The sequence below is a fragment of the Rothia sp. HMSC064F07 genome (assembly GCF_001837265.1).
Lineage (GTDB): Bacteria > Actinomycetota > Actinomycetes > Actinomycetales > Micrococcaceae > Rothia > Rothia mucilaginosa.
The window spans coordinates 95,178-118,597 of sequence record NZ_KV831918.1 but is presented as its reverse complement, the minus strand read 5'-3'; the positions used below and the strand labels follow the sequence as shown (position 1 = coordinate 118,597).

Annotated in this window: 18 protein-coding genes and 3 tRNA genes; 15 read left to right on the top strand and 6 right to left on the bottom strand. The window is 59.0% G+C overall.

What is annotated here, in order from left to right; genetic code table 11:
- Window positions 1-3 precede the first annotated feature (3 nt).
- Window positions 4-1,431 (top strand): LLM class flavin-dependent oxidoreductase, encoded by a 1,428-nt coding sequence (locus tag HMPREF2712_RS00465; RefSeq protein ID WP_070629241.1) that lies wholly within the window; start codon window positions 4-6, stop codon window positions 1,429-1,431.
- Between the two features lie 137 nt (window positions 1,432-1,568).
- Window positions 1,569-1,997: a YchJ family protein gene (locus HMPREF2712_RS00460; RefSeq protein ID WP_070615495.1), complete on the top strand. Its 429-nt coding sequence runs from the start codon at window positions 1,569-1,571 to the stop codon at window positions 1,995-1,997.
- 213 nt (window positions 1,998-2,210) lie between these two features.
- Here the strand turns inward: HMPREF2712_RS00460 and HMPREF2712_RS00455 are convergent, their stop codons facing one another.
- The 3 genes from HMPREF2712_RS00455 to HMPREF2712_RS00445 all read right to left on the bottom strand — a co-directional run bounded on the left by HMPREF2712_RS00455 (window position 2,211) and on the right by HMPREF2712_RS00445 (window position 6,295).
- Window positions 2,211-2,894, bottom strand: coding sequence for a hypothetical protein (locus HMPREF2712_RS00455; protein WP_070818976.1), 684 nt, complete (start codon window positions 2,892-2,894; stop codon window positions 2,211-2,213).
- 140 nt (window positions 2,895-3,034) lie between these two features.
- Window positions 3,035-4,483 (bottom strand): NCS2 family permease, encoded by a 1,449-nt coding sequence (locus tag HMPREF2712_RS00450; RefSeq protein ID WP_070615500.1) that lies wholly within the window; start codon window positions 4,481-4,483, stop codon window positions 3,035-3,037.
- Window positions 4,484-4,828: 345 nt separating this feature from the next.
- On the bottom strand, window positions 4,829-6,295 hold the full coding sequence (locus HMPREF2712_RS00445) for an NCS2 family permease (protein ID WP_070615504.1): 1,467 nt from the start codon (window positions 6,293-6,295) through the stop codon (window positions 4,829-4,831).
- Window positions 6,296-6,659: 364 nt separating this feature from the next.
- On the opposite strand from HMPREF2712_RS00445, the gene HMPREF2712_RS00440 reads away from it, so the two are divergent.
- Both HMPREF2712_RS00440 and HMPREF2712_RS00435 read left to right on the top strand, forming a co-directional pair.
- Window positions 6,660-7,025, top strand: coding sequence for a DUF2218 domain-containing protein (locus HMPREF2712_RS00440; RefSeq protein ID WP_070615506.1), 366 nt, complete (start codon window positions 6,660-6,662; stop codon window positions 7,023-7,025).
- A gap of 312 nt (window positions 7,026-7,337) precedes the next feature.
- Window positions 7,338-8,741: an FAD-dependent oxidoreductase gene (locus tag HMPREF2712_RS00435; RefSeq protein ID WP_044150832.1), complete on the top strand. Its 1,404-nt coding sequence runs from the start codon at window positions 7,338-7,340 to the stop codon at window positions 8,739-8,741.
- A 351-nt stretch (window positions 8,742-9,092) separates the two neighbouring features.
- On the opposite strand, the gene HMPREF2712_RS00430 is transcribed toward HMPREF2712_RS00435, so the two are convergent.
- A complete protein-coding gene (locus HMPREF2712_RS00430; protein WP_005507238.1) occupies window positions 9,093-9,674 on the bottom strand; it encodes a hypothetical protein in 582 nt (193 codons plus the stop codon).
- 948 nt (window positions 9,675-10,622) lie between these two features.
- Here HMPREF2712_RS00430 and HMPREF2712_RS00425 point away from each other — a divergent pair.
- From HMPREF2712_RS00425 to HMPREF2712_RS00395, 7 genes are all read left to right on the top strand, one after another.
- Window positions 10,623-10,695, top strand: a tRNA-Glu gene (locus HMPREF2712_RS00425).
- 68 nt (window positions 10,696-10,763) lie between these two features.
- Window positions 10,764-10,837: transfer RNA gene (locus HMPREF2712_RS00420), tRNA-Asp, on the top strand.
- 73 nt (window positions 10,838-10,910) lie between these two features.
- Window positions 10,911-10,983: transfer RNA gene (locus tag HMPREF2712_RS00415), tRNA-Phe, on the top strand.
- A gap of 357 nt (window positions 10,984-11,340) precedes the next feature.
- Window positions 11,341-12,120 (top strand): ABC transporter ATP-binding protein, encoded by a 780-nt coding sequence (locus tag HMPREF2712_RS00410; RefSeq protein ID WP_305793676.1) that lies wholly within the window; start codon window positions 11,341-11,343, stop codon window positions 12,118-12,120.
- Window positions 12,117-12,896, top strand: a complete 780-nt coding sequence (locus HMPREF2712_RS00405; RefSeq protein ID WP_070818974.1) for an ABC transporter permease — start codon at window positions 12,117-12,119, stop codon at window positions 12,894-12,896. The genes HMPREF2712_RS00410 and HMPREF2712_RS00405 overlap by 4 nt, the downstream gene beginning before the upstream one ends.
- A 3-nt stretch (window positions 12,897-12,899) precedes the next feature.
- Window positions 12,900-13,598, top strand: coding sequence for an ABC transporter permease (locus tag HMPREF2712_RS00400; RefSeq protein WP_005507234.1), 699 nt, complete (start codon window positions 12,900-12,902; stop codon window positions 13,596-13,598).
- A 5-nt stretch (window positions 13,599-13,603) separates the two neighbouring features.
- The gene (locus tag HMPREF2712_RS00395; protein WP_070818981.1) at window positions 13,604-14,569 is read left to right on the top strand and encodes an ABC transporter substrate-binding protein; all 966 of its coding nucleotides are present in this window, start codon (window positions 13,604-13,606) and stop codon (window positions 14,567-14,569) included.
- A 156-nt stretch (window positions 14,570-14,725) separates the two neighbouring features.
- Here the strand turns inward: HMPREF2712_RS00395 and HMPREF2712_RS00390 are convergent, their stop codons facing one another.
- Window positions 14,726-16,558 carry an alpha,alpha-phosphotrehalase gene (locus tag HMPREF2712_RS00390; protein WP_070818973.1) on the bottom strand — a complete coding sequence of 611 codons (1,833 nt, stop codon included), beginning with the start codon at window positions 16,556-16,558 and terminating at the stop codon, window positions 14,726-14,728.
- Window positions 16,559-16,972: 414 nt separating this feature from the next.
- On the opposite strand from HMPREF2712_RS00390, the gene ilvD reads away from it, so the two are divergent.
- Window positions 16,973-18,817, top strand: a complete 1,845-nt coding sequence (ilvD, locus tag HMPREF2712_RS00385) for a dihydroxy-acid dehydratase (RefSeq protein ID WP_070818972.1) — start codon at window positions 16,973-16,975, stop codon at window positions 18,815-18,817.
- A gap of 251 nt (window positions 18,818-19,068) precedes the next feature.
- The gene (locus HMPREF2712_RS00380) at window positions 19,069-20,103 is read left to right on the top strand and encodes a 2-oxoglutarate dehydrogenase (protein WP_070818971.1); all 1,035 of its coding nucleotides are present in this window, start codon (window positions 19,069-19,071) and stop codon (window positions 20,101-20,103) included.
- Between the two features lie 135 nt (window positions 20,104-20,238).
- On the opposite strand, the gene HMPREF2712_RS00375 is transcribed toward HMPREF2712_RS00380, so the two are convergent.
- Window positions 20,239-20,517, bottom strand: coding sequence for a putative quinol monooxygenase (locus HMPREF2712_RS00375; RefSeq protein ID WP_044150828.1), 279 nt, complete (start codon window positions 20,515-20,517; stop codon window positions 20,239-20,241).
- A 294-nt stretch (window positions 20,518-20,811) separates the two neighbouring features.
- Between HMPREF2712_RS00375 and HMPREF2712_RS00370 the strand changes: the two genes are divergently transcribed.
- The gene (locus HMPREF2712_RS00370) at window positions 20,812-22,008 is read left to right on the top strand and encodes an RNase H family protein (protein WP_005509232.1); all 1,197 of its coding nucleotides are present in this window, start codon (window positions 20,812-20,814) and stop codon (window positions 22,006-22,008) included.
- A 237-nt stretch (window positions 22,009-22,245) separates the two neighbouring features.
- Window positions 22,246-23,346 (top strand): YdcF family protein, encoded by a 1,101-nt coding sequence (locus tag HMPREF2712_RS00365; protein WP_246828640.1) that lies wholly within the window; start codon window positions 22,246-22,248, stop codon window positions 23,344-23,346.
- Window positions 23,347-23,420: the final 74 nt, after the last annotated feature.

Genomic DNA, 23,420 nt, shown 5'->3' with positions numbered 1-23,420 from the left:
TCGATGGCTGAGCAGAAGAAGCGCATCGTAGTTAACGCATTCGAAATGACCTGCATCGGTCACCAGAGCTTCGACCTCTGGCGTCACCCGCGCTCCCGCGCAACCGAGTACAACACCATCAAGTACTGGACTGACCTGGCTAAGACCCTTGAGCGCGGCCTGTTTGACGCCGTGTTCATCGCTGACGTTGTTGGTATCTACGACGTGTACAAGAACTCTGCCGCTCCCGCCATTGAAGGTGCCGCTCAGGTTCCCGTGAATGACCCCGCAACCCAGATTTCTGCAATGGCTGCAGTGACCGAGCACCTCGGCTTTGGCGTGACTGCTGCCGCTACTTTCGAGCAGCCCTACACCCTGGCTCGCCGCTACGCCTCCCTCGACCACCTCACTGAGGGCCGCGTCGGCTTCAACGTTGTGACTTCTTACCTGCCTTCGGCTGCTGAGAACCAGGGTCTGCCCACCCAGATCCCGCACGACGAGCGCTACGAAATCGCCGACGAGTTCCTGGACGTCTGCTACAAGCTGTGGGAAGGCTCCTGGGAAGACGGCGCAGTCATCAAGGACCGCGAGCGCGGCATCTACGCTGACCCCTCCAAGGTCCACCCGATTGGCCACAAGGGCAAGTACTTCTCCGTGCCCGGTATCTCCCTGACTGAGCCGAGCCCGCAGCGCACCCCCGTGATCTTCCAGGCTGGCGCATCCAGCCGCGGCCAGCAGTTCTCCGGCAAGCACGCTGAGGCTGTGTTCATCAGCGCCCTGCGCCCGGACCTGACCCGCGTTGTGACCGACCGTATTCGCGCCGCTGCAGAGGAGCAGGGCCGTAGCCGCGACGACGTCAAGATCCTCGCAATGCTCTCCGTCATCGTGGATGAGACCGAAGAGAAGGCAAAGGCAAAGTACGAGGATTACAAGAAGTACATCAACCTCGACTCTGCACAGGCTATTGTCGGCGGCTGGTCCGGTGTTGACCTGTCCCAGTTCGACGAGGACGAGGTCCTGAACTACGTGCAGACCGAGTCGATTCAGTCCTTCCTGACCCCCTTCACCCTGCAGGCGAAGGACAAGAAGTGGACCCGCAAGGACATCGCTGAGCACACCACCCTCGGCGGCATGGGTGAGGTCATTGTTGGTGACCCGGTTCAGGTTGCTGACGAGCTGGAGCGTTGGATCGATGAGGGCGGCCTGGACGGCATCAACCTGGCGTACCACGTCACCCCGGGTTCCTTCGAGGACTTCATCGAGTACGTTGTTCCCGAGCTGCAGAAGCGCGGCCGCTACCGCACCGAGTACGAGGGCAACACCCTGCGTGAGAACATCTTCGGTAAGGGCCACACCAAGGTTGCTGACAGCCACCCGGCTGCTAAGTACCGCGGCGCATACGTGGGCAAGCCTTCGGCTGCTGACACCCCGGCTCGCGCAATCGCTGAATAAGCGTTGCCGCTGAAGCGTGCCGTGTAGGTTCGCTCAAACTTAACGATTGAAAACAAGAACGCCCGTTCTGCTGGAGGATTTGTACCCCCGGCAGAGCGGGCGTTTCTTTGCGCTGTGCTTTCTCTATACTGGGTGGCATGACTGAACTTAACCATGATGACCGCTGCCCCTGCTCGAGCGGCGAGGTGTACGGCGCCTGCTGCGGCAGGTTCCTGGGCGAGTTTGCCGCCTCCGGCACGCTGACTGCTCCCGCGCCGGAGCAGCTGATGCGCTCGCGTTTTACCGCGTTTGCGACCGGGGATGCGGCGTACCTGCTGGCGAGCTGGCATCCGAGTACTCGCCCGGCCGCCTTGGAGTTGGAGGATGATATCCGCTGGTATCGCCTGGATATTCTGGGTGCTTCGGGTGGCCCGTTTGATGCGTCCGGTACGGTGGAGTTCGTTGCGTATTACCGTTCGGTGCCGGGCGTTCCTGCGGAGGATCGGGTGAAGGGCAGCATGCATGAGCTGTCGCGCTTTGAGAAGGTGGGCGGTGCCTGGTTCTACGTGGACGGCGACGTCCGCTAACTCTAGCTCTCGCCGCCCCTGTCTCGTGCAGAGTGCGGGCATAGAAGAAATGGCAGAATCATTCCGAAACCGGAACGATTCTGCCATTCCTTGTTTTAGTTAGCTTCTGTCTTTTAGAAGATTTTCAAAGTCAGTCTGAGATATCAGCCAGACCAAGCCAAGAGGCACGCTCTGCCCCGATAGCAGGAATCAAAATAGGGGATGCGGTCATGACTAAGACACTTTCTTGAAAACAGAATCTTGAAGAATGCGCTCTGCCTCAGCGGAGCTTCGCGGATCCCCCAAATCTAGAAGATCTACCGCCACATGCAAGGGCAGAATATGGGGCGGCTCATCGCATTCACGCAAGATAATGTTCGCCGAATCTACAGACGCCGGAAGCAGATTGTACAGAAAAATAATGTTCTCTAAATCCTGGCTTGAAACATATGCATCAACCATTGAGCCGTACACCTGAGAAATATCGCTACTAATGCCGGTAAGCGACAATGCAGAGTCTTCCAAAATCGCAGGAATCTCAGCGGGAGGAGCCTGCAGATGATGTACTTTCAGACCGCGGCGGGCTCGGTATCGCTCAACAGACGCAGGTCCTTGCACCTGAATTGCTGAGGCGCGTTCTTTTGCCCTGCGGCGTTCCTCAGCAGATAGAACAGATGACTGGCCATCGCAGTAACGCGCCAAAGCGTTGAATGCATCGAAGGAAATAGGGCGGCCAGCATTACTGCGGTGCGCAGCGGGAAGAGCGTCGACAACCCAACGGCTTCCCAATTTACGACCTTGGAGCATTCCACGTTCCAAGCGGGCACGCACGCTTCGCTCTGAAACCTTAGCTTCTTGAGCATACTCTTGAACGGACATCATGGCAGAATCATACCGAAAACGGAATGATTCTGCCATGATTCTCTCGCACCCGGAAGCGATAAGGAACCTACACGAGCGAACCAGATACGCCAAAGGCAGGCCCCTCGGCAGCTTGAAAACTTACATTCTCAGCCGCATCAGGAACCTGCCCTCAGCAAATATGTAGACTGTTGGACTTAGCTAGTCCAGCCGTTAATGATGCCCATACCGAAGTAGATCACGAACACCGCGGAGACCAGGTACATCAGCCAGTGCACGTCCTTACCGCGGCCCTGCACCAGGCGAATGAAAGTGTACGCCACGAAGCCTGCACCAATACCGTTCGCAATCGAGTACGACAGCGGCATGAAAATAATGGTCAAGAACGCCGGAATACCCAGACCCCAGTCGGTCCAGTCAATATTCACGGCCTGGCGAATCATCAGGAAGCCGACCACGACCAGCGCCGGAGCAACCGCCTCGAAAGGAACGATGGTGACCAGCGGCGAAATGAAAATCGCCAGCAGGAACAGCACACCGGTCACAATGTTCGCAAAGCCGGTGCGTGCACCCGCACCAATACCGGTAGCGGATTCCACGAAAATCTGGTTCGCCGAACCGGACGCGCCACCACCGATAACGGAACCGAAAGCGTCCACGAGCAGGACCTTGTCGATGTCCTCAACCTTGCCGTCCTTCATGGTGCCAGCCTCAGCGGCAAGACCAACCGAAACGCCCATCGCGTCGAAGAACACGGACAGCAGAATGGTGAACACCAGCAGCGAAGCAGCCAGCGGACCGATGTGGGTGAATGCGCCGAACAGGTCAGCGGAACCGATGAGGGAGAAGTTCGGGGTGGTGAACTTCATGTCCGCCAGGGAAGGCACGTTCAGCGACCAGCCGGTTGCCGACTCCTTCACGGAACCGGAGGGGACAACCGCCTCCAGAATCAGGGACAGTGCGGTGGAGGCGAGCACGCCCCACAGGATCGCACCCTTCACGTTACGGATGAACAGGGCGATGGTGAAGAACAGGCCGAAGAGGAAGACGAGGGTGGGCCAGCCGAGCAGGTGACCGCCCGCGCCGAGGCTCACCGGAACGGTGGTGCCAGCTGCGTCAGGCATGCGGCGGATAATGCCGGAGTCGACCAGACCGATAAAGGAAATAAAGAAGCCGATACCGACCACAATCGCGGTCTTGAGCGACTCGGGGACCGCCTCAAACACCGCGGTACGGAAGCCGGTGAGCACCAGAACGGTCATGATCAGACCGGCAAGAACGACCAGGCCCATGATGTCTGCCCAGGTCAGGTTCGGGGTGGTGGCAATGGTGGAGGCGAGCAGCGCATTCACGCCCAGGCCAGCCGCCATGGCGAAGGGCTGCTTGGCGATAACACCCATGAGGATGGTCATCACGCCGGCAACCAGCGCGGTCACAGCCGCGACGGGTGCGATACCGAGGGTGCGTTCGGATGCGTCCTTGCCGAGGCCGATGACGAGGGGGTTCAGCACCACGATGTAGCTCATGGCGAAGAATGCGGCGAGGCCGCCGCGGAATTCTGCGGCGATGGAGGAGCCGCGTTCGGAAATCTTGAAGTAGCGGTCGAGTGCGCTGGTGGGCGCTGCCGCCTTCTGGGGTTCAGACATGTGAGGATCCGTTGATGTTGTTCGGTGTGTACTGTTGCGCCGCCGGTTTCGCGGGTGAAGCTCGCGGGTAAATTTCACGGGCTAGGCTCGCGGGTAAATCCCGGGTTGGGCGCCACGATGGTTCAACCATTGTAGGCGCCGCCTCCTAGCTTGTGCCGTTGAAACGCGTTGTGTGCGGCGGTTCAGTCGGTGCTGTGGTGTTTCCCCGACCCCTGCACCCAGAATCGGTGGTTGGGGCAGAGGGAAGAATAGCGCAGGGCGGGGTACCGGCAACCCGAAGGTGCCGATACCCCGCCCTGATGGCGCCCGCGCCTCCACATGTGGAGGGTGAGGCACCTGATGTATTTAGTGCATCCAGCCGGTAATCAGGCCGTTAGCGAAGAAGATGAGGAACACTGCGGAAACCACGTACATGAGCCAGTGAACTTCCTTGCCGCGACCCTGCACCAGGCGGATGAAGACGTAGGACAGGAAGCCTGCGCCGATACCGTCCGCGATGGAGTATGCCAGCGGCATGAAGATGATGGTCATGAACGCGGGGATACCCAGACCCCAGTCGTTCCAGTCGATGTTCACTGCCTGGCGAATCATCAGGAAGCCAACGAACACCATTGCGGGTGCAACAGCTTCGAAGGGCACAATGGTGACCAGCGGGGACAGGAAGATCGCGACGAGGAACAGTGCGCCGGTGACGACGTTCGCGAAGCCGGTGCGTGCGCCCGCGCCGATACCGGTTGCGGACTCCACGAAGATCTGGCTTGCGGAGGAGGAGGTGCCACCGCCGGCTACGGAGCCGAGGGCGTCCACGAGCAGGACCTTGTCGACGTTCTCGATCTGGCCGTCCTTGATGGTGCCTGCTTCGGTTGCGAGACCGACGGAGGTGCCCATTGCGTCGAAGAACGCGGAGATGAGGATGGTGAAGATCAGCAGAACAGCTGCCATGCCGCCGAGGGTGCCGAAGGCACCGAACAGGTCAGCGGAGCCGAACAGGGAGAAGTTGGGCAGCTTGCTGGTGTTGGAGTCCCAGACGGGGACGTTCAGGGACCAGCCGGTGGGGGATGCCTGCGAGCTGCCGGAGGGCACGACCTTCTCCAGGATGATGGAGAGGGCAGTGGAGGCGAGCACGCCGTAGAGGATTGCACCCTTCACGTTGCGGATGAACAGCGCAATGGTGAGGAACAGGCCGAAGAGGAAGACGAGGGTGGGCCAGCCGAGCAGGTGACCGCTGACACCGAAGGAGACGGGCACGGTGGTGCCTGCTGCGTCGGGCATGCGGCGGATGATACCCGCGTTGACGAGGCCGATGAAGGCAATGAAGAAGCCGATACCGACGACGATTGCGACCTTGAGCGATTCGGGGACCGCGTTGAACACTGCGGTGCGGAAACCGGTCAGCACGAGGATGGTCATCAGCACACCAGCCCATACGACGAGGCCCATGATGGCGGGCCAGGTCAGTCCGGGGGTGGAGGCGATGGTGGTTGCCAGCAGCGCGTTCACGCCGAGGCCTGCCGCCATGGCGAAAGGCTGCTTGGCGATGACACCCATGAGGATGGTCATGACGCCTGCGACCAGTGCGGTCATTGCTGCGACCTGCGGTACGCCGAGCGCGTTGCCGGATGCGTCCTTGCCGAGGCCGATGATGAGGGGGTTCAGCACGACGATGTAGCTCATCGCGAAGAAGGTGGCGAGGCCGCCGCGGAATTCTGCGGCGATGGTGGAGCCTCGCTCAGTGATCTTGAAGTAACGGTCCAGTGCGCCCTTGGCCTCTGCCTTGGGGCTCTGGGGAGCCGCGGTGTTCTCAGAAGACATTCGTGAAAATCCGTAGATACTCATAGTCGGGGCGTGACTCGGGGTTCCGAGCCCGCATAAAAATAGTGTCACTTCCCGGTGTGTTGGGGAGGTGACACTGTTGTTACCGAAATATTCTACGGTTAAAGTTTCTCTAAGCGTTAATCCAGGAAATTCCCAGCTTTCGTTCAGAGATCTTTTGTGGGAGGCGTAATAGCGGTAACTATCTCTCGCCCCTGCGCGAACAATGATAGTTTGTTAGGTTAGTAGACCCTAAGTTTCTGCTATATTCGAGGTGAAACATGCGTCGCCGGATGCCAGGTTCCGTGTGGTGAGCCTTTTTCGGCATAGATGAGAATTCGGCATAGATGAGAAGGAGCCCACCGTGACTGAAACTCCCCAAGAAAACACCGCTGAGAATTACCCCGCCGCGGAATCCCTGCCGGTACGCCAGCGCGCCGTCGTAGCAACCGACCGCCCCGCCCGATACATCAAGCAGCTCGGCTCGCACATGGGCCGCAAGCTCGGCACTGCAGAACTGCCTGACGGGCTGCGCCTCACCTTCAACCGGGACGGCATTTTCCGCGGCTACGGTGACCTGCGCGAAGCCGACGGTGCACTCATCATGGAGGTACGCGCCGAAAGCGACGAGTTGGCTGCTGGTCTGGCGGATGTGCTGGACCGCCACCTGGTCCGCTTCGGTGAACGCGAGGAACTGGTCGTCACCTTTGAGGCGGTACCCGCCGCCTAAAACCGACCCCTAGTCTTCGTTACCCTGCCCCGCCCTCCTGCACCTCGGAGGGCGGGGCAGTTCTATGCCCGCTGCGTGCGGAGGTGCCCGGGGTCGGATGCGCCGCCCTGCCCGGATTAGGCGACCCCTCCTGAATTAGGTGACCCCGCCCGGATTAGGTGACAGAAAATTATCCTATTTAGTGGGCGAAGACATATAAGCCACCGAACACCCGTCAATCCCCGGTAAAATAGGCAAGAAGTGAACACTAAGCTCACCGCCTGTTCGCGCCGCACCGGGCGCCGGACGGTGAACTTCGAAAGGAAGATTTTCGTGTCTGAAGCAGCACGCCCCCTGCGCGTCGCCGTTATTGGTGCAGGTCCCGCCGGTATTTACACCGCCGACATCCTCACCAAGTCTGAAGAGGTCCGCACCGGCGCCGTCGAGGTCGCCATCGACATCTTCGACCGCTACCCCGCCCCCTTCGGCCTGATCCGCTACGGTGTGGCACCGGATCACCCCCGCATCAAGGGCATCATCACCGCACTGCACAAGGTCCTGGACCGCGGCGACATCCGTTTCTTCGGCAACGTTGAATACGGCAAGGACCTGACCCTCGCCGACCTGCGCGAACACTACGACGCCATCATCTTCGCAACCGGCGCGATTTTTGATGCACCCCTGAACATTAAGGGCATCGACCTGGACGGCTCCTACGGCGCAGCAGACTTCGTCTCCTGGTACGACGGCCACCCCGACTACCCCCGCACCTGGCCGCTCGAAGCTGAGCAGGTTGCAGTGCTCGGTAACGGCAACGTCGCTCTGGACGTCTCCCGCATCCTCTCCAAGCACGCTGACGACCTGCTCGTCACCGAAATCCCCGACAACGTCTACGAGGGTCTGAAGGCTTCCCCCGTGACCGACGTGCACGTCTTCGGTCGCCGCGGCCCCGCACAGATGAAGTTCACCCCGCTCGAGCTGCGCGAACTCGCACACTCCCGCGACGTGGACATCGTCCTGTACGAAGAGGACTTCCAGTTCGACGCTGCTTCCGAAGAAGCAATGGAGAAGAACGCACAGACCAAGGTCATGATGAAGACCCTGCGCGGCTGGCTGGAAGACCAGAAGACCAACGAGCAGACCGCATCCCGCCGCCTGCACCTACACTTCCTGCAGTCCCCGCACGAGATTCTCGGCGAAGACGGCAAGGTCGTGGGCCTGCGCATGGAACGCAACAAGCTCGACGGCAACGGCGGCATCATCGGCACCGGCGAGTACGTGGACTACCCCGTACAGGCTGTCTACCGCGCAATCGGCTACTTCGGTTCCGAACTGCCCGAAATCGGTTACGACGACAAGCGCGGCGTCATCACCAACGTTGAGGGTCGCGTCGTGGACGAGAACGGCGAGGTCGTTCCCGGCCTGTACGCATCCGGTTGGATTAAGCGCGGCCCTGTCGGCCTGATCGGCTCCACCAAGTCTGACGCGCTCGAAACCATCACCCACCTGCTCGAGGACCGCGAGAACCTCTACACCGCACCCGAGCCGGAGGCAGAGGCATTCAGCGCCTACCTGGACTCCAAGGGCATCAAGTACACCACCTGGGAAGGCTGGCACCGCCTGGACGACCACGAGAAGGCACTGGGTGCCGCATCCAAGGATGCAGCCGGTGAGCCTCGCGCCCGCGTGAAGGTTGTGGACCGCGACGAGATGGTCAACATCTCCCGCGGCGAGTAATCCTTACGTTGAGTACGTAGAGCATAGAAATCGACCCCGTACCGTGAACCGGTGCGGGGTCGATTTTTGTCTATATATAAGGAAGCGGGGGAGTAGGGGGCTCTCGGAAAGTGCTCGCCTGGAAGAGTTATCGAAAGAGCGGTTAAAGAAACCCACCCCGCACCATGAGGTCATGCGGGGTGGGTTGGGTAGGTGCCGAAGACACTCGAGGACATACCCTCCGGCTACCCGGACGCGCAACGAGCCCATGCAGTGACTCCACGTGCGGCGCATCCCTTAACGGGGTCTAGAAAGCTAAAGAAACACCAAGATTAGCTCTCTAAACAAGCGCATAGCCGTACGGTGTGTAGACTATGCACACTTTTTGAGGACGTCTTCAATGCCCAAAATGGCCTTGAGTACGGTTTCAGTTTCAGTACCCAGCTTCTTGCGAGCTTCACCAGAAATGACGGCCTTCACGATGTTCTTGAAGGTCTTCCACTGCTTGAAGGCGTTAACGAGTGCCTTAATAAGCTTGTAAATGGCGATGCCCAGCTGAATGACAAACTTTGCAATACTGACAACGCAGGCAATAACACCAACGGGGGAGAGAGCTGCGTGGGCGCGTCCATCAGACTTACGAACAGCGGCCTTAGCGCTTGCAATCTGACGGCCTGCGTCAGTGCCCTGGACGGTGGTCAGGTTGCCCAGTGCGCTCTCAATGCCGCTATTAACGCGGTTGGAGGATCCAGGCTTCGCATACTTCAAACGGGCAGGTACCTGCTCTAGGCGGCGCAGAATCAGCTTGAGCTGCTGGTCGGCAGTCATTGCCTTCTGCGGGTGCGCCATCTGCTGTGCCTGCGCTGCGGGTGCAGCTGCACAGCCGAGAGCGATGGTTGCGGTGCCTACGCCGAGTGCACGGAATGCCGTGCGGCGATTCATCGTTGCGGACACTGGATCCCCCTTTGGATCTCTATGCGGTTTATCGGTGCTGTAATGTGCGGTGACTTTACGTCTGGGGCTCCGGAAGTGGCCCCGTGCAAGGTCCGGAAGTGACCTCACGCCCTCTATAGTACGGTGCTCAAAGAGGGGGCTTCAAGCTATTTCAGGGGGTATTTTCAGCTGGCTTTCATCTCTCCTTGTCAATCGCTAGAGGTTTATCAAATCTTTATATTTCTGAGTCGTCATAATTGCGTAGATATCTGCACTGAGAGAAAAATAAGCGTCTGACAAGCCGGTTTATTGTATTCCCAAGAGTGAATATTTGCATCTACGTGCATTCTGGCCTGTAGTTGCTTTGCGCGGCACATTTTTGAGGGCTCCGGGGAGGCTGGGGTGAACCCTCTAGAGAGGTGTTGCTGTGCACTCTCTTGCAGATATTTGCACCCAGGGTAGCGTCTTGCCTGCATGTCCTATATAAGCGCGTAGAAAGTTGTCGAAAAATTTTTGGAGATATTGTGGAGTTTTTTGGCCGCTGCGATGCGCATAAGAGGGGTGTATAAGAGATGTGAAGGTGGGTTTTCGGAATTCTTGCGGGACTGATGCCGGCATCTTCGAAACAAAATTTCGGAGGAGTTTCGGAGGAGTTTGTAGAAAATCTGTAGAAATCAGAGCGGGAAATAGGGCTTCTTCGAGGCCTCTGCAGGCACCCAAAAGTCGCTAAAACCCCTCCAAAAGCTCCTGATATGGGTGTTGTGAAGAAATTTTAAAATTTTTTGAAGTTTTTCTGAATCGTCATTGACTAGCTTAAATACATATGTGCCAGGCTATAAATGGTCGAAAATGGGGGTCAAAATCGGGCAAAATCGAACAAAACGGTTTGCACGCCTCCGCAAACCTGTCATAGACTAGTGGAGGTTCGAACGACGGGATGAAGAAAACGGAACCTGTTCGATCGACTAGGCCCCCATCGTCTAGCGGCCTAGGACGCCGCCCTTTCACGGCGGTAGCACGGGTTCAAATCCCGTTGGGGGTACTTGCAAATCTCACAATTTGCAAAGCCAAGTTAGATGATATAGAATTTACTTCTGTTGATTCCAACAAGGCCCCGTAGCGCAGTTGGTTAGCGCGCCGCCCTGTCACGGCGGAGGTCGCGGGTTCAAGTCCCGTCGGGGTCGCTCTGGCCGCGTAATTTCAGATGATTATTCATCCGAAGACGCGGTCATTGCGTATCTAAAAGTAAATACGCAAGGCTCTGTAGCTCAGTTGGTAGAGCGTACGACTGAAAATCGTAAGGTCACCGGATCGACGCCGGTCGGAGCCACGAAATCCGCCTCCAGGCTTCTACAGTGGGGCGGGTTTTGTTTTTAAAAAACTTTGCGGTTGCAGATACTGAAAAACCGTCGAAAAGGCGGCATCTTGGGAATAAAACCCTCAGATGCCGCCTTTTTGTATATAGATTGTATACAGAGGCACCTGCCCTATAGCCACTGCAGAAAGCACCAACGCACCCATGACTGCCCAAAATTCAGCCGCCCAAAATTCAACCCACCAACGCCTAGAGGACTCACCTCAAATTCCGTGGGCAAAAAATGCTGCCACTGGTAGCACGCAGGCGGGCGGAATCCGCTTCGAGAACATCACCAAAAGCTACCCGAGCCGAACCGGTGAACCCACCACAGTGCTGCAGAACCTGAACCTGCATATTCCCGCCGGGCAGATTACCGTGTTCGTCGGACCCTCCGGCTGCGGTAAAACCACTAGTCTACGCATGATTAACCGCATGGTGGAGCCCAATAGCGGCACCATCACCATTGACGGCGTGAACGTGCACGAGAAGAACCCCTACGAGCTGCGCCGCAGCATCGGCTACGTGATGCAGCAGGGTGGGCTCATGCCGCACCGCACCGTCGCGCAGAATATTGCCACCGTGCCGCGCCTGCTCGGCGCCTCCCGCAAGGAGGCGCAGGTGCGCGCCCTCGAACTGCTCGAAGTAGTCGGTCTGGATCCTTCGTACGCCAAGCGCTACCCCTCCCAGCTTTCGGGCGGTCAGGTGCAGCGCGTTGGTGTGGCGCGTGCTCTCGCCGCCGATGCGCCCGTCCTGCTGATGGACGAGCCGTTCTCCGCAGTGGATCCGGTAGTGCGCACCGACCTGCAGAAAGAGCTGCTGCGCCTACAGGGGCAACTCGCCAAGACGATTGTGTTCGTCACCCACGACATTGACGAGGCGCTTCTGCTCGGCGATACAATTGCCGTCTTCGCGGAGGGTGGTCGCCTCGCACAGTTCGGTACTCCCGAAGAGATTCTCTACAGCCCCGCCGATGATTTTGTGCGCTCCTTCGTGAGCCGCTCCGTTGCCGGTCTGCTGGATGAGCAGACGGTGCGCCAGGCGCGCGCACGCCGACTTGCCGCCTCCCAAGAAGAGCAGAATAGCGCGGCAGAAGGCGAGAAAAGCGAATGAGTCTTCTAGAAAATATTGTGCTCGCGGTACCACCTCTCGCCGCGCAGCCCCTAGTGGCATCACCCCTGGCGGCAAGCGATATGCACTGGGAATGGGTCGCCACCAACAGCCAGCGCATCCTCGAACTGACCCTCAGCCACCTCTACCAGGGCGTCGTGCCCGTCGCGATTGGTGCTCTCGTTGCGCTGCCGGTCGCCTACTACGCGAGCCGTCGCCGTGACCGCGGTTCCGAACGCCGCATCGGTGCGCGAACCCTCATGCACCTCTCCTCGCTGCTGTACACCATCCCCTCGATCGCGCTGTTCGTGCTGATGCCGCTCATTCTGGGAACCTCCATTATTTCCCCGCTGAACGTGCTCGTCGCCCTGAGCGTCTACTCCTTCTCGCTCATGGTGCGCTCCGGTGTGGATGCCTTCGACTCCGTACCCGATAGCGTGCACGAATCTGCACGCGCCCTCGGATACACGCCCCGACAGGCGCTGATGGAGCTCTACCTGCCCCTTGCTACACCCGTCATTATGTCGGGAATCCGTGTGGCAACCGTGGCAAATATTGCGATGGTGTCCGTGGGTGCCCTCATCGGTGTGCCCTCGCTCGGTACGCTTTTCACCGATGGACTCGCGCGCAATATCCCTTCGGAGATCCTGGCTGGCGTAATCCTTAGCCTGCTGCTGGCACTGGTCCTCGACCTGCTCCTTATCCTTCTGACGAGGGCACTTACGCCCTGGCAGGCGGCTACGGTTACGAACCGCCACAGCCCCGAAAGGAAGGCATAACCCGTGAACGTCATAGAACGAACCTTCGCCTACCTCATGGACGGCTCCAATTGGCAGGGAAGCGGCGGAATCCTCGTGCGTCTGCTCGAACACCTGAGCGTCACCGCCCTCGCCACCGCCTGCGCGGCACTCATCGTCGTGCCCCTCGGCCTCTGGGCTGGGCACCACCGCCCGGGTTACGGCACCAACCGCGGCCGTAGCAACCTGCTCATGAGCGCCGTAGCCGCCACCCGCGCGCTACCCGCGCTCGGTCTGCTCACCATCCTGGCGCTCTGGCTGGGCGTCTCAACCCTGCCCGCCCTCATCGTGCTCATTATTATTGCGGCGGCACCCCTGCTCGCCGGAGTTCTTGAAGGCCTCGCCGCTGTACCCGAAGACCTCGTGGACGCAGCCCGCGCCCAAGGCATGACCGAATGGCAGATCCTGACCCGCCTCGAAATCCCGCTCGCCGCCAACATGATGCTCGGCGGGCTCCGCTCCGCACTCGTGCAGGTCATCGCAACCGCGACCATCGTCGCCTACCTCAGCGGCGGAACCCTCGGCAGGTACCTCTTTGACGGGCTCGCCGTGCGCGACTACCCGCGCATGCTCGTCGCAACCCTGCTCGTGGCGCTTCTCGCCTTCGCCGTGGACGCGCTCATGGGCCTTGTGCAGCGTGCGCTCACCCCCGCGGGGCTCACCATCAACCGGAAGAAGGCATGAACCCGATGAATCAGACGCCTCGAACCTTCTCGCGCCGTACCGTATCTCGTCGCACTGCCCTAGCCGCCGCCGGAGCGCTCGGCATGGCGGGTATTCTTAGCGCCTGCGGGCTCAGCGGCGACAAAGTCTTCAGTGGCGAACACGAAGGAATCATCGTTGGCTCAGCGGCCTTCGCCGAATCCCAAATTCTCGCCGAAATCTACGCCGGAGCCCTCGCCCGGGCGGGATTCAATGCCCGCACCCAGCTAAGCATCGGCGCCCGCGAAGCGTACCTGGGGGCACTCGCCTCCGGTGCGGTGGACGTTATCCCGGACTACTCCGGCAACCTGCTTCTTTACCTGGACCCGAAGGCTACAGCTAACACTGCGCAGGAGATTCTGCAGGCGCTACCCGCCGCCCTCGGCATTCTCACCACGGGTGGCTCCGGGGCTGAAATCCGCGCCCTGAACGCCTCCGAGGCGGAGGACAAGGACTCGCTCGTCGTTACTGCTCAGACCGCCCAGAAATACGGTCTGCGAAGCATCGAAGACCTCGCCTCCCGCTGTACGAATCTGAAGCTTGGCGCCGCCCCGGAGTTTGCCGAGCGCGCCTACGGCATCCCGGGTCTGAAAGAGAAGTACGGATGCGTCCCCGCCGAGTTTGTGCCCCTCTCGGATGGCGGCGGCGCGCTGACCGTCAAGGCCCTGCTGGATGACACCGTGCAGGTGGTTGACCTCTACTCGACCACCCCCGCAATTGAGCAGAATCAGCTGGTGGTGCTGGAGGATCCGAAGAACATGATTCTGGCTCAGCAAGTGCTGCCCATTATCAATACGTCGCGAGTTCCCGACTCCGCGGCGGAGGTTCTGAACCGCGTCTCGGCGAAGCTCACTACCGCCGATTTGCGCACTTTGAATGACCGTGTTTCGGGTACCTCTAAGCAGGAGCCCGCGCAGGCGGCGGCTGCCTGGCTGAACGAGCACGGCTTCTAAAAATCTGCCTGATATTCCACATAAATTCCTCTATAGGAATGTCTATAAACAAAACCGACCTGGGAATATTCTAAAAATAGAATATTGCCAGGTCGGTTTATATTGCCCATCTCCCACACGTCTCCCACAGGTTAGGGGAGGGGCATGTAGTAGCTTTTAGCCCTCAATCAGCAGCGCCAGAGCCTCGTAGGGGCGCAGGCTCAGCGTCACCGTCTCAGCCGAATCAGATACAGCAGAATCCGCCGCAGCAGAATCGACCGCAGAATTCTTGTAATTACACACCAGCACGCGACCGGAACGAACGAACTCGGCCGGAACCTCAATCTCGGTCGGCTCACCGTAGAAGTTCGTCAGCACCAGCATGCGCTGTGCCGGGCTACCGTTCTCAGCACTAGTCTCAGCGGGCAGCTCACGCAGGTACGCAAACACCCGCTCGTGATCCAACGCGTAGGGTGCGTACGAACCCGCAGAGATGACCGGGTACTGCTTACGCAGGGCAATCAGGTTGCGGTAGTACGGCAGAATCACGCCGTCGCGTTCCTCATCCTCCACCGAAATACCGGCACCGGTCGCCGCATCACGCACCGGGGCGGGAGCCAGCCACGGCGACGTGGAACCAAAACCAGCAGTCGCCGAATCTGCGGTCCACTGCATCGGCACACGCGAATTATCGCGAGCCTTCGACGCCACAATCTCCAGGGCCTGTTGCTCGCTCAGGCTGCGCTCACGCAGCATCGCGTAGGCGTTGTGCGCCTCCACATCCACGTACTGCTCAATCGAGGAGTAGACCGGGTCAATCATGCCGATTTCCTCGCCCTGGTACACGTACGGGGTGCCGCGCAGCAGGTGAATCACAGTCGCCAGCATGGTCGCCGACTCGGCACGGTAACGCTCAACGTCACCAAAACGGTTCAGCGCGCGCGGCTGATCGTGGTTATTCCAGAACAGCGCGTTCCAGCCGCCGCCGGCCTGCATACCCAGTGCCCAATCGTTCAGAATCTGCTTCAACTCGGCAAAACGGAACGGCACCTTCGACCACTTCTCGCCGTTCTCATAGTCCACCTTCAGGTGGTGGAAGCTGAACACCATGTCCAGCTCGTGGTTTGCCGGGTTGGAGTAGCCCACGCAGTTTTCGATGCTGGTCGAGGACATTTCGCCCACGGTTACGGTGTCATCATACTGACCGAAGGAGGCGCGGTTAAGCTGCTGAATGCGAGTGTGCACAATCGGGGTGTCGGTGTATTGTGCCTTGTCCACGGTGCCTTCGGGGGCGTCGAGCAGCTCTTCACCCTTACCAATGACGTTAATGACGTCGAAGCGGAAACCGCGCACACCTTTCTCGTACCAGAAGTTCACGACCTTAAACAGTTCGTCGCGCACAACAGGGTTGTACCAATTCACGTCAGCCTGGGTGCGGTCGTACAGGTGCATGTAGAACAGGGGAGTGCCGTGTTCATCCGTGTACTCGCCAAAGCGGGACCAGCAGGAGCCGCCGAACTTCGACTCCCAGTTGGTCGGTTCGCGCAGCTGACCGTCCTCGGTGTATTTGCCGGGGCGAATGTAGAAGTAATCCCAGTACTCGTGCTCACCGGCGAGCGCACGCTGGAACCACTCGTGCTCGGTCGAAACATGATTGAGCACCATGTCGAACATGACGCCCACACCGTGCTTGGCAAGGGCGGCAATCATCTCTTCGACGTCCTTCATGGTGCCCAGGTCGGGGTTGATGGCGTAGTAGTCGGAGATGTCGTAGCCATTGTCGTTTTGCGGGGAGGCGAAGAACGGGTTGAACCACACCATGTCCACGCCCAAGGAAGCAATGTAGGGCACCTTCTCGATGACGCCGCGCAGGTCGCCGTAGGCGCCACCCGCCGCGGAGTAGAAGGACTTGGGATACACCTGGTAGATCACGGAGGACGCGAAATCCTTACCGCCTGCCGGGCTGGTTGCTGGCGTGAGGGTGAGCGATGCGGTGGGTGCCTGTGTCATAGAAACCTTCTGAAATGTAAGCAGGGTTCAGCGTGTATAAAAGCGTGTATAAATCAGTGTGTTGGAAATGAACCGCACCGGTGCTACGTGTGGTGCTACGTATGCGCAGCGAGGCCCGTACGCGGCAGGCACGGCAGCCCGCCGCCTCCCGGTGCGTTCGCCGACTGAATATCGACGCCCGCAACCTGGGCTCATTCCAGATTAGGGGGCATAATGGGGTGATGTCCCCCATCTACCCCAAAGGGGGCAATTCTGCCGCAGATCCGGCACAACCCCGTGGCCTCAACACTCCCACCGATAGGCGGTTGCAGGCTCGTGCGCGTTTCGATGCATGAAACCAAAGTGACCCTGAGCTGAAGAGCGTTGGACGCCGCGCGTAAAATCAGTACTTGCATCACTACGGAAGGTAAAACAATGCCAGAACTGCGTTCACGTACTTCAACTCACGGCCGTAACATGGCTGGTGCCCGCGCCCTGTGGCGTGCCACCGGCATGGGCGATGATGACTTCGGCAAGCCTATTATCGCTATCGCGAACTCTTTCACCCAGTTCGTGCCCGGCCACGTGCACCTGAAGGACATGGGTGAGCTGGTCGCCGGCGCGATTCGTGAGGCTGGCGGCGTCGCCAAGGAATTTAACACCATCGCTGTTGATGACGGTATTGCGATGGGCCACGACGGTATGCTCTACTCGCTGCCTTCCCGCGATCTGATCGCTGACTCGGTCGAGTACATGGTCAACGCGCACCGTGCCGACGCGCTGGTCTGCATCTCTAACTGTGACAAGATCACCCCCGGTATGCTTCTGGCGGCTATGCGCCTGAACATCCCCACCATCTTTGTCTCTGGCGGCCCCATGGAGTCCGGCGAGGGCATTGAGGGCATTGTTGAGCACCGCCTCGACCTGATTGATGCCATGGTGATGGCTGTTGACGATAGCGTCAGTGACGCTGCGCTCGCTCAGGTTGAGAAGAATGCGTGCCCGACCTGCGGTTCGTGTGCGGGTATGTTCACCGCGAACTCCATGAACTGCCTGAATGAGGCGATTGGTCTGGCGCTGCCCGGTAACGGCACCACCCTGGCTACTCAGGTTGCTCGTAAGGAGCTGTTCCTGGATGCTGGCCGCCGCATCGTTGAGCTGGCTAAGCGCTACTACGAGCAGGATGACGAGTCGGTTCTGCCCCGCTCCATTGCGACCAAGGAGGCGTTTGAGAACGCTATGGCGCTGGATGTGGCGATGGGCGGTTCGACCAACACCGTGCTGCACACCCTGGCGATTGCGCACGAGGCGGGCGCTGACTTCACCCTGAAGGATATTGACCGCATTTCGCGTCAGGTTCCCTGCCTGGCGAAGGTTGCCCCGAACTCCACCAAGTACCACATTGAGCACGTGCACCGTGCCGGTGGTATTCCCGCACTGCTGGGTGAGCTGAACCGTGCCGGCCTGCTGCACAAGAACGTTCATTCTGTTCACGCTGATTCGCTGGACGAGTGGCTGGACGAGTGGGATATCCGCGGCGGCAAGGCGAGCGAGAAGGCGAAGGATCTGTTCCTCGCAGCTCCCGGCGGCGTGCGCACCACCCACGCGTTCTCCACCGCGAACAAGTACGAGTCCCACGAGACTGACGCTGAGAACGGCTGCATCCGCGCCGTGGAGCACGCATACACCAAGGACGGCGGCCTGGCGGTCCTGTACGGCAACATCGCCCAGGACGGCGCAATCATCAAGTCCGCAGGTATTGATGAGGAGCTGTTCCACTTCAAGGGTCGCGCCTTCGTGGTCGAGTCTCAGGACGAGGCTGTGCACGAGATCCTGTCGAAGAACGTGAAGGAAGGCGACGTTGTCGTCATCCAGTACGAGGGCCCGAAGGGCGGCCCGGGTATGCAGGAGATGCTGTACCCGACCTCCTACCTGAAGGGTTTGGGCTTGGGTAAGAAGTGCGCGCTGATTACTGACGGTCGTTTCTCCGGTGGTACTTCCGGTATTTCTATCGGTCACGTCTCCCCGGAGGCTGCTGCTGGCGGCGCTATCGGCCTGGTGCAGACCGGCGACGAGATTGAGATTGACGTGAACAACCGCATCCTGCGTGTAAACGTTTCGGATGAGGAGCTGGCTGCTCGCCGCGAGGCGAAGGGTGCCGCACCGTGGCGTCCGACCAAGCCGCGTGAGCGTCAGGTATCGAACGCCCTGAAGGTGTACGGTATGTTGGCTGCTTCGGCTGATAAGGGCGGTGTACGCATCCTGCCCGAGGATGCATAAGCCCCTCACGTATCCTGTGAGAATTTAATATCTTGCCCTGATGGGCTGGCGCCCCGTTCCGCGGTTTTTCTGCGGGCGGGGCGCTGCTCTTTGTTCGCGTCTTTGTCTACCGTCGTGGGATACCCGGTGCGGCGTATTGCCTTGTCAGTTGCGGTGCAGTAGGGTGTAAGAAGGTATTTAGGTACCCGATTCACCGACTCAGCACAACCACTCAACACAATGCAATTCGCAACCCTCACGAGGACGTATTCATGATTACCCTGCCCGCACGCGCACAGCGTGCCTTTACTTGCCGTGCCCTGGCGGCTCTTGCCTGCATCGGTGCGCTTGCTTTGAGCTCTTGCTCTGCCCAGCCTCAGGCTGATGATTCTGAAACCGCCCCGATGAAGGTCGCGACTTCCTCGGCGTCCGTTGATGCGAAGACCCTGTTCACCGCGGCGGATGGCTCCTGGAAACCGAATACCGTGCAGATTGCTGCCAGCTTGGATTCCCCTGCAACCTACGATTCGGTGGCAACCCCCACGAATGAGCCGAGCACTGACGCCGAGTACGAGGCGGCATACGCCACGGCGAGCGGCTCCGTGAGCACTATCGATCCTGGTACTCGCTGTGGCGTGACGAGTCTGCTGGGTGGCTCCGCCGGTATTTACGTGTATGACGGTTCGGATTGCGCGAAGGCTCAGGAGGCGGTGCGCCTCTTCAACAGCCGCAAGAACCAGGACGGCGCGGCGAGTGTTGAGTGGTACCAGTGCGCTACGAAGGTGCAGGGCCGCGACTACATTACGGGTGCCTGCTTCACGCAGGGTGGTAGCGTTGAGAAGCCGCGCCTGGCGCTGATTCCGGCACAGACCCGCATGCTGTCGGGTACGCTGACTTTCGCTGAAGCGTACGGTGGCGGCACTTTCGGTCAGGGTGATTCTGCGAAGACTGTTGAGGCGCTGCGTTTCACCAGCCCGGACTCTAAGGTCGCGTGCTCGGTGACCCCGTCGGGTGTGGACTGCCAGGCGATGGTGGGCGTGACCCTGGAGGGCTGGGATGCCGCATCCGGTAAGGCGCAGCAGCGCGTGCACATGGTGCAGGGCCAGGCGCCCGAGGTGAGCCTGGTCGGTCAGACCGCCACCCCGGAGCCGGTGAATACTGAGGGCATTGTTGCCCTGTCTACCGGTCAGGTGGTGACTGCGTACGGTTACACCTGCAAGTCGGTGAATACCGGTAAGGTGCATTGCGTGAGCGCGACGAATGGTTTCACACTTGATTCGATGGAGGTTGGCGTAGAACGCCGTTAAACCGAGAGCGCTGCTAAACCGAGAATGAAGGCGAGGCGTGCTACGAGTTGCCGCGCTCGCCTCCATAACTGACATGCGAAGGTGCCCGGCACCCCTCACTTAGGGGGTGCCGGGCACCTCGGTCTTTAACGTCGTTTAGCGGAAGTTGACGATGCGAACGTCCAGCTCGGAGGAGAGCAGCGGCTCCCATGCGGCGACAGCCTTCTGGAAGTGTTCGGTGCCCATGTGCTTTTCGAGCAGTTCCTGGGATTCCCAACGCTCGATGAATGCGAAGTCGGTGTCGGAGACGGCACCGAAGTCGTAGCTGACGTTGCCTTCGTCCTGGCGGCTTGCGGTCACGAGCGGTTCGATGGTCTTGAGGAATTCTTCGACGTGCTCGGGCTTGACGGATACTCCGGCGTAAACACCAATCATGGGGCTCTCCTTGTGGGGTGGTGCGGCGGTTGCCGCGTCGTATATGACTCTTTTACCGTACACCTTTCCCTGCGCCTCGGTGAGGTATGCGTGGGGGTTTCTCGCGCTGTGTTCTCACGCTGTGTTTTGTGCTGTGCCGGTGTGAGAGAGGAGTTGCGGGTGCTCCATTCGCTAACTGTAAAAAAGGTGTTTTATATTTGCGTGCCCCTTTCTTTTCGACCTATAAAAGAATGAGGACGATACACCGCATGAATGGAAGGAGACGCGGTATGGCACACATGGGGGGTGACACTCATGGGATTTTCACCGGCGCATATCAAACGATGCACCCTGACCTGGGAGGCGCCCGACTATAGCGCCTCGTACCCTGCCGGGTACACGGATCAGGGCGTTGCTGTGATTGCGGTGGCTCAGGAGCATCGTAAGGCGCAAGGTTTTTGTTATTCGGCGTTGTCGACGGTGGTTTTTATTTCTAAGCAGGACGGCACCCGCACTGTGGTGAATGAGGAGCCGATGCTTTTCACTCACGTTCATTCCCTCATGGAGTGTTGTGATGAGGTGCATCCGCGTCTGCTGGGTCGTGCCGTGCTTTCTGCGTGGGATGTGGTTCCTGAGCAGTACCGTCAGAACCTGGTGACGATTGCTGCTGACCGTAAGAATTTGAAGCATCTTTTCCGTGATTGCGACCAGTTGAAGGGGATTATGGAGTACCGCGCCTTTGAGAAGGTGCTGGACCCGTACGATAACCATTCTTTGGGTGAAGTGCATGTGAAGCTTGCTGGCACGCCCGCGTATGAGCGGATGCAGGCTGAGGTGTGTGCGGCACGTACCGCCGTGGATGAGATGGTGGAGGAGGCACTGACCCCTCGACCGCTGGATCAGCTGCAGGACTATAGCGTTTTCACGGATTGTTCGTTCCGTTCGACTCACAATAAGAAGTATCAGCGTGGCGGCCGTATGGGTATCGCCGGCGTGAGTGAGGACGGCTTCTATTTTCATGCCCACTATGATGGCGTGAATATTATGACCGGTGAGCTGTCTGCGATGTTGGCGGCTTATACGGTGTTCCATAGCGGTTCGCGCCGCCTGATTATTCATACGGATTCTTTGGGTGCGTTGACGTTTGTGTTGCGTTTGGCGCATAGCCGTTGGGCTTTTGAGGCGTGGGTTTCTGAGGGTATTCAGGATGAGCGCGTGGTGGCTCAGATGCGTGCTTTGACGGAGGCTATCCGCGAGAAGCGTGTGCTGGTGAAGCATGTTCCGGGTCATACGGGCCACGGTTTGCAGGAGAGTAGCGACTCTGTGTCGAAGATGCATCGCCATTTTCCGGGGCAGATTGTGGATAAGCGTCATCAGAGCGAGTTTAATCAGCGTTGCGAGTCGATTATTACTGCTTTGTCGGGTTGTGCGAAGGCTGTTCGCCTGCTTGCGCCGGAGTGGTTGCAGATTAAACCTTCTTCAATCCACACGGGAAACCGTTTATGGCGCTAAACTAGTCCAGGGTAGAAATGAACGCGCGATGCATTCGCCGCATACGAGGGTATGCGATGTCGGAGGTGTCGCGTGTTTCTTTTTGCCCTTTTCTGTGTGTGTGCTTGTTCTGTGTGTGCTTGTGTGCGGTGGGTCTGCAGCGATAGATGCACAGTGGCGGGGATAGAATTGTGTGAAGAATTTTTCGATTCTCCCGATTTTTAGCGAGTGCACACTATTTTTTTGGGGACCCAATTTATGCAGTTTCTCCCTCCTCCTGATTCTCCTCTATATATTCCTCTGGTGGTGCTGTATGCGCTGACGGCGCTTTCGCCGGTGCTCTTTATCTGCCTCTACCTGTGGGAACGCCGTAGCGTGTTTGTCGGCTGGCTTCTGATTGCGACCGTGGGGTTGCTGGGTACGAGCCTGGGTGTAACGGCGATTGTGGCAGAGAACCAGATTTTGCTGGTGTTGGCGTTCTTCATTGTTATCGTTCCGGCGATCCTTTCGATTTTTACGCCTTTGGGTTTGACCGGTCTTTTCCTTTATAGCGGTGTGCGTCTTATTGTTCGTGAGGGTTTTTCGCTCACTAATTCTTTGGCATTAGCTGCCGGTATTGCCCTTATTGTGGGTCCGTTCTTTGTTCCCGGTCCGGCGGAGAACACTCCGTTGGGCGGCGTGTGGGGCACTATTTATTTCTATTTTTCGCTGGTGCTGACCTATTTCACCATCTACGCGGTGGGCTTTACTGTGTCGGCAGTGTTGAACCTGGTGAATTTCCGTCAGCAGGCTGACTATGTGGTGGTGCTCGGTTCGGGCCTCATTGGTGACCAGGTGACTCCGCTGCTGGCGGGTCGTATCGATCGAGGCATTGAAATTTACCGTAAGAACCCCGGCTCGAAGCTGATTATGTCTGGCGGTCAGGGCGCGGATGAAGAGGTTCCTGAGGGTGTGGCGATGACTCGCTACGCTGTATCCCGTGGTATTCCCGAGGCGGACATTATTGTGGAGGACCGCGCGGTGAACACCCGCGAGAATCTGCTCTTCTCTTACGCCCTGATGCCGGAGGTTGCCGAGGGCAAAACCCCGAAAGTTGCTGTGGCAACAACCAGCTACCACCTGTTCCGTGCGTTGCTGCTGGCGCGTTCGCTGGGCCTGAAATGCTGGGGCGCGGGGGCTCGTACGAAGGTGTATTTTGCGGTGAATGCTTTTATCCGTGAGTTTATTGGGTATTTGAGCATGACGCGCCGCCGCCACATCATCACCTTGAGCCTGTGCACGGTCCTCTACATTGCGGTGGCGCTCTTCGTGTGGTGGATGCATTCTGCCGGTTTGGTGGGCCCGGGCGAACCGATGTAGCCCCTGGTCTGCTCTAATACGTATCCGTGCTCTAGCTTGTAGCCCGGTGCATCCTGCGATAGCGCCTCATACAA

Bases quoted from the DNA above. Each gene is read 5' to 3' on its own strand.
- HMPREF2712_RS00465 (WP_070629241.1), top strand. From the start codon at position 4: ATGGCTGAGCAGAAGAAGCGCATCGTAGTTAACGCATTCGAAATGACC.
- HMPREF2712_RS00405 (WP_070818974.1), top strand. From the start codon at position 12,117: ATGAGTCTTCTAGAAAATATTGTGCTCGCGGTACCACCTCTCGCCGCG.
- HMPREF2712_RS00390 (WP_070818973.1), bottom strand. From the start codon at position 16,558: ATGACACAGGCACCCACCGCATCGCTCACCCTCACGCCAGCAACCAGC.
- HMPREF2712_RS00460 (WP_070615495.1), top strand. From the start codon at position 1,569: ATGACTGAACTTAACCATGATGACCGCTGCCCCTGCTCGAGCGGCGAG.
- HMPREF2712_RS00365 (WP_246828640.1), top strand. From the start codon at position 22,246: ATGCAGTTTCTCCCTCCTCCTGATTCTCCTCTATATATTCCTCTGGTG.
- HMPREF2712_RS00380 (WP_070818971.1), top strand. From the start codon at position 19,069: ATGATTACCCTGCCCGCACGCGCACAGCGTGCCTTTACTTGCCGTGCC.
- ilvD (WP_070818972.1), top strand. From the start codon at position 16,973: ATGCCAGAACTGCGTTCACGTACTTCAACTCACGGCCGTAACATGGCT.
- HMPREF2712_RS00445 (WP_070615504.1), bottom strand. From the start codon at position 6,295: ATGTCTTCTGAGAACACCGCGGCTCCCCAGAGCCCCAAGGCAGAGGCC.
- HMPREF2712_RS00375 (WP_044150828.1), bottom strand. From the start codon at position 20,517: ATGATTGGTGTTTACGCCGGAGTATCCGTCAAGCCCGAGCACGTCGAA.
- HMPREF2712_RS00450 (WP_070615500.1), bottom strand. From the start codon at position 4,483: ATGTCTGAACCCCAGAAGGCGGCAGCGCCCACCAGCGCACTCGACCGC.
- HMPREF2712_RS00395 (WP_070818981.1), top strand. From the start codon at position 13,604: ATGAATCAGACGCCTCGAACCTTCTCGCGCCGTACCGTATCTCGTCGC.
- HMPREF2712_RS00370 (WP_005509232.1), top strand. From the start codon at position 20,812: ATGGGATTTTCACCGGCGCATATCAAACGATGCACCCTGACCTGGGAG.
- HMPREF2712_RS00455 (WP_070818976.1), bottom strand. From the start codon at position 2,894: ATGGCAGAATCATTCCGTTTTCGGTATGATTCTGCCATGATGTCCGTT.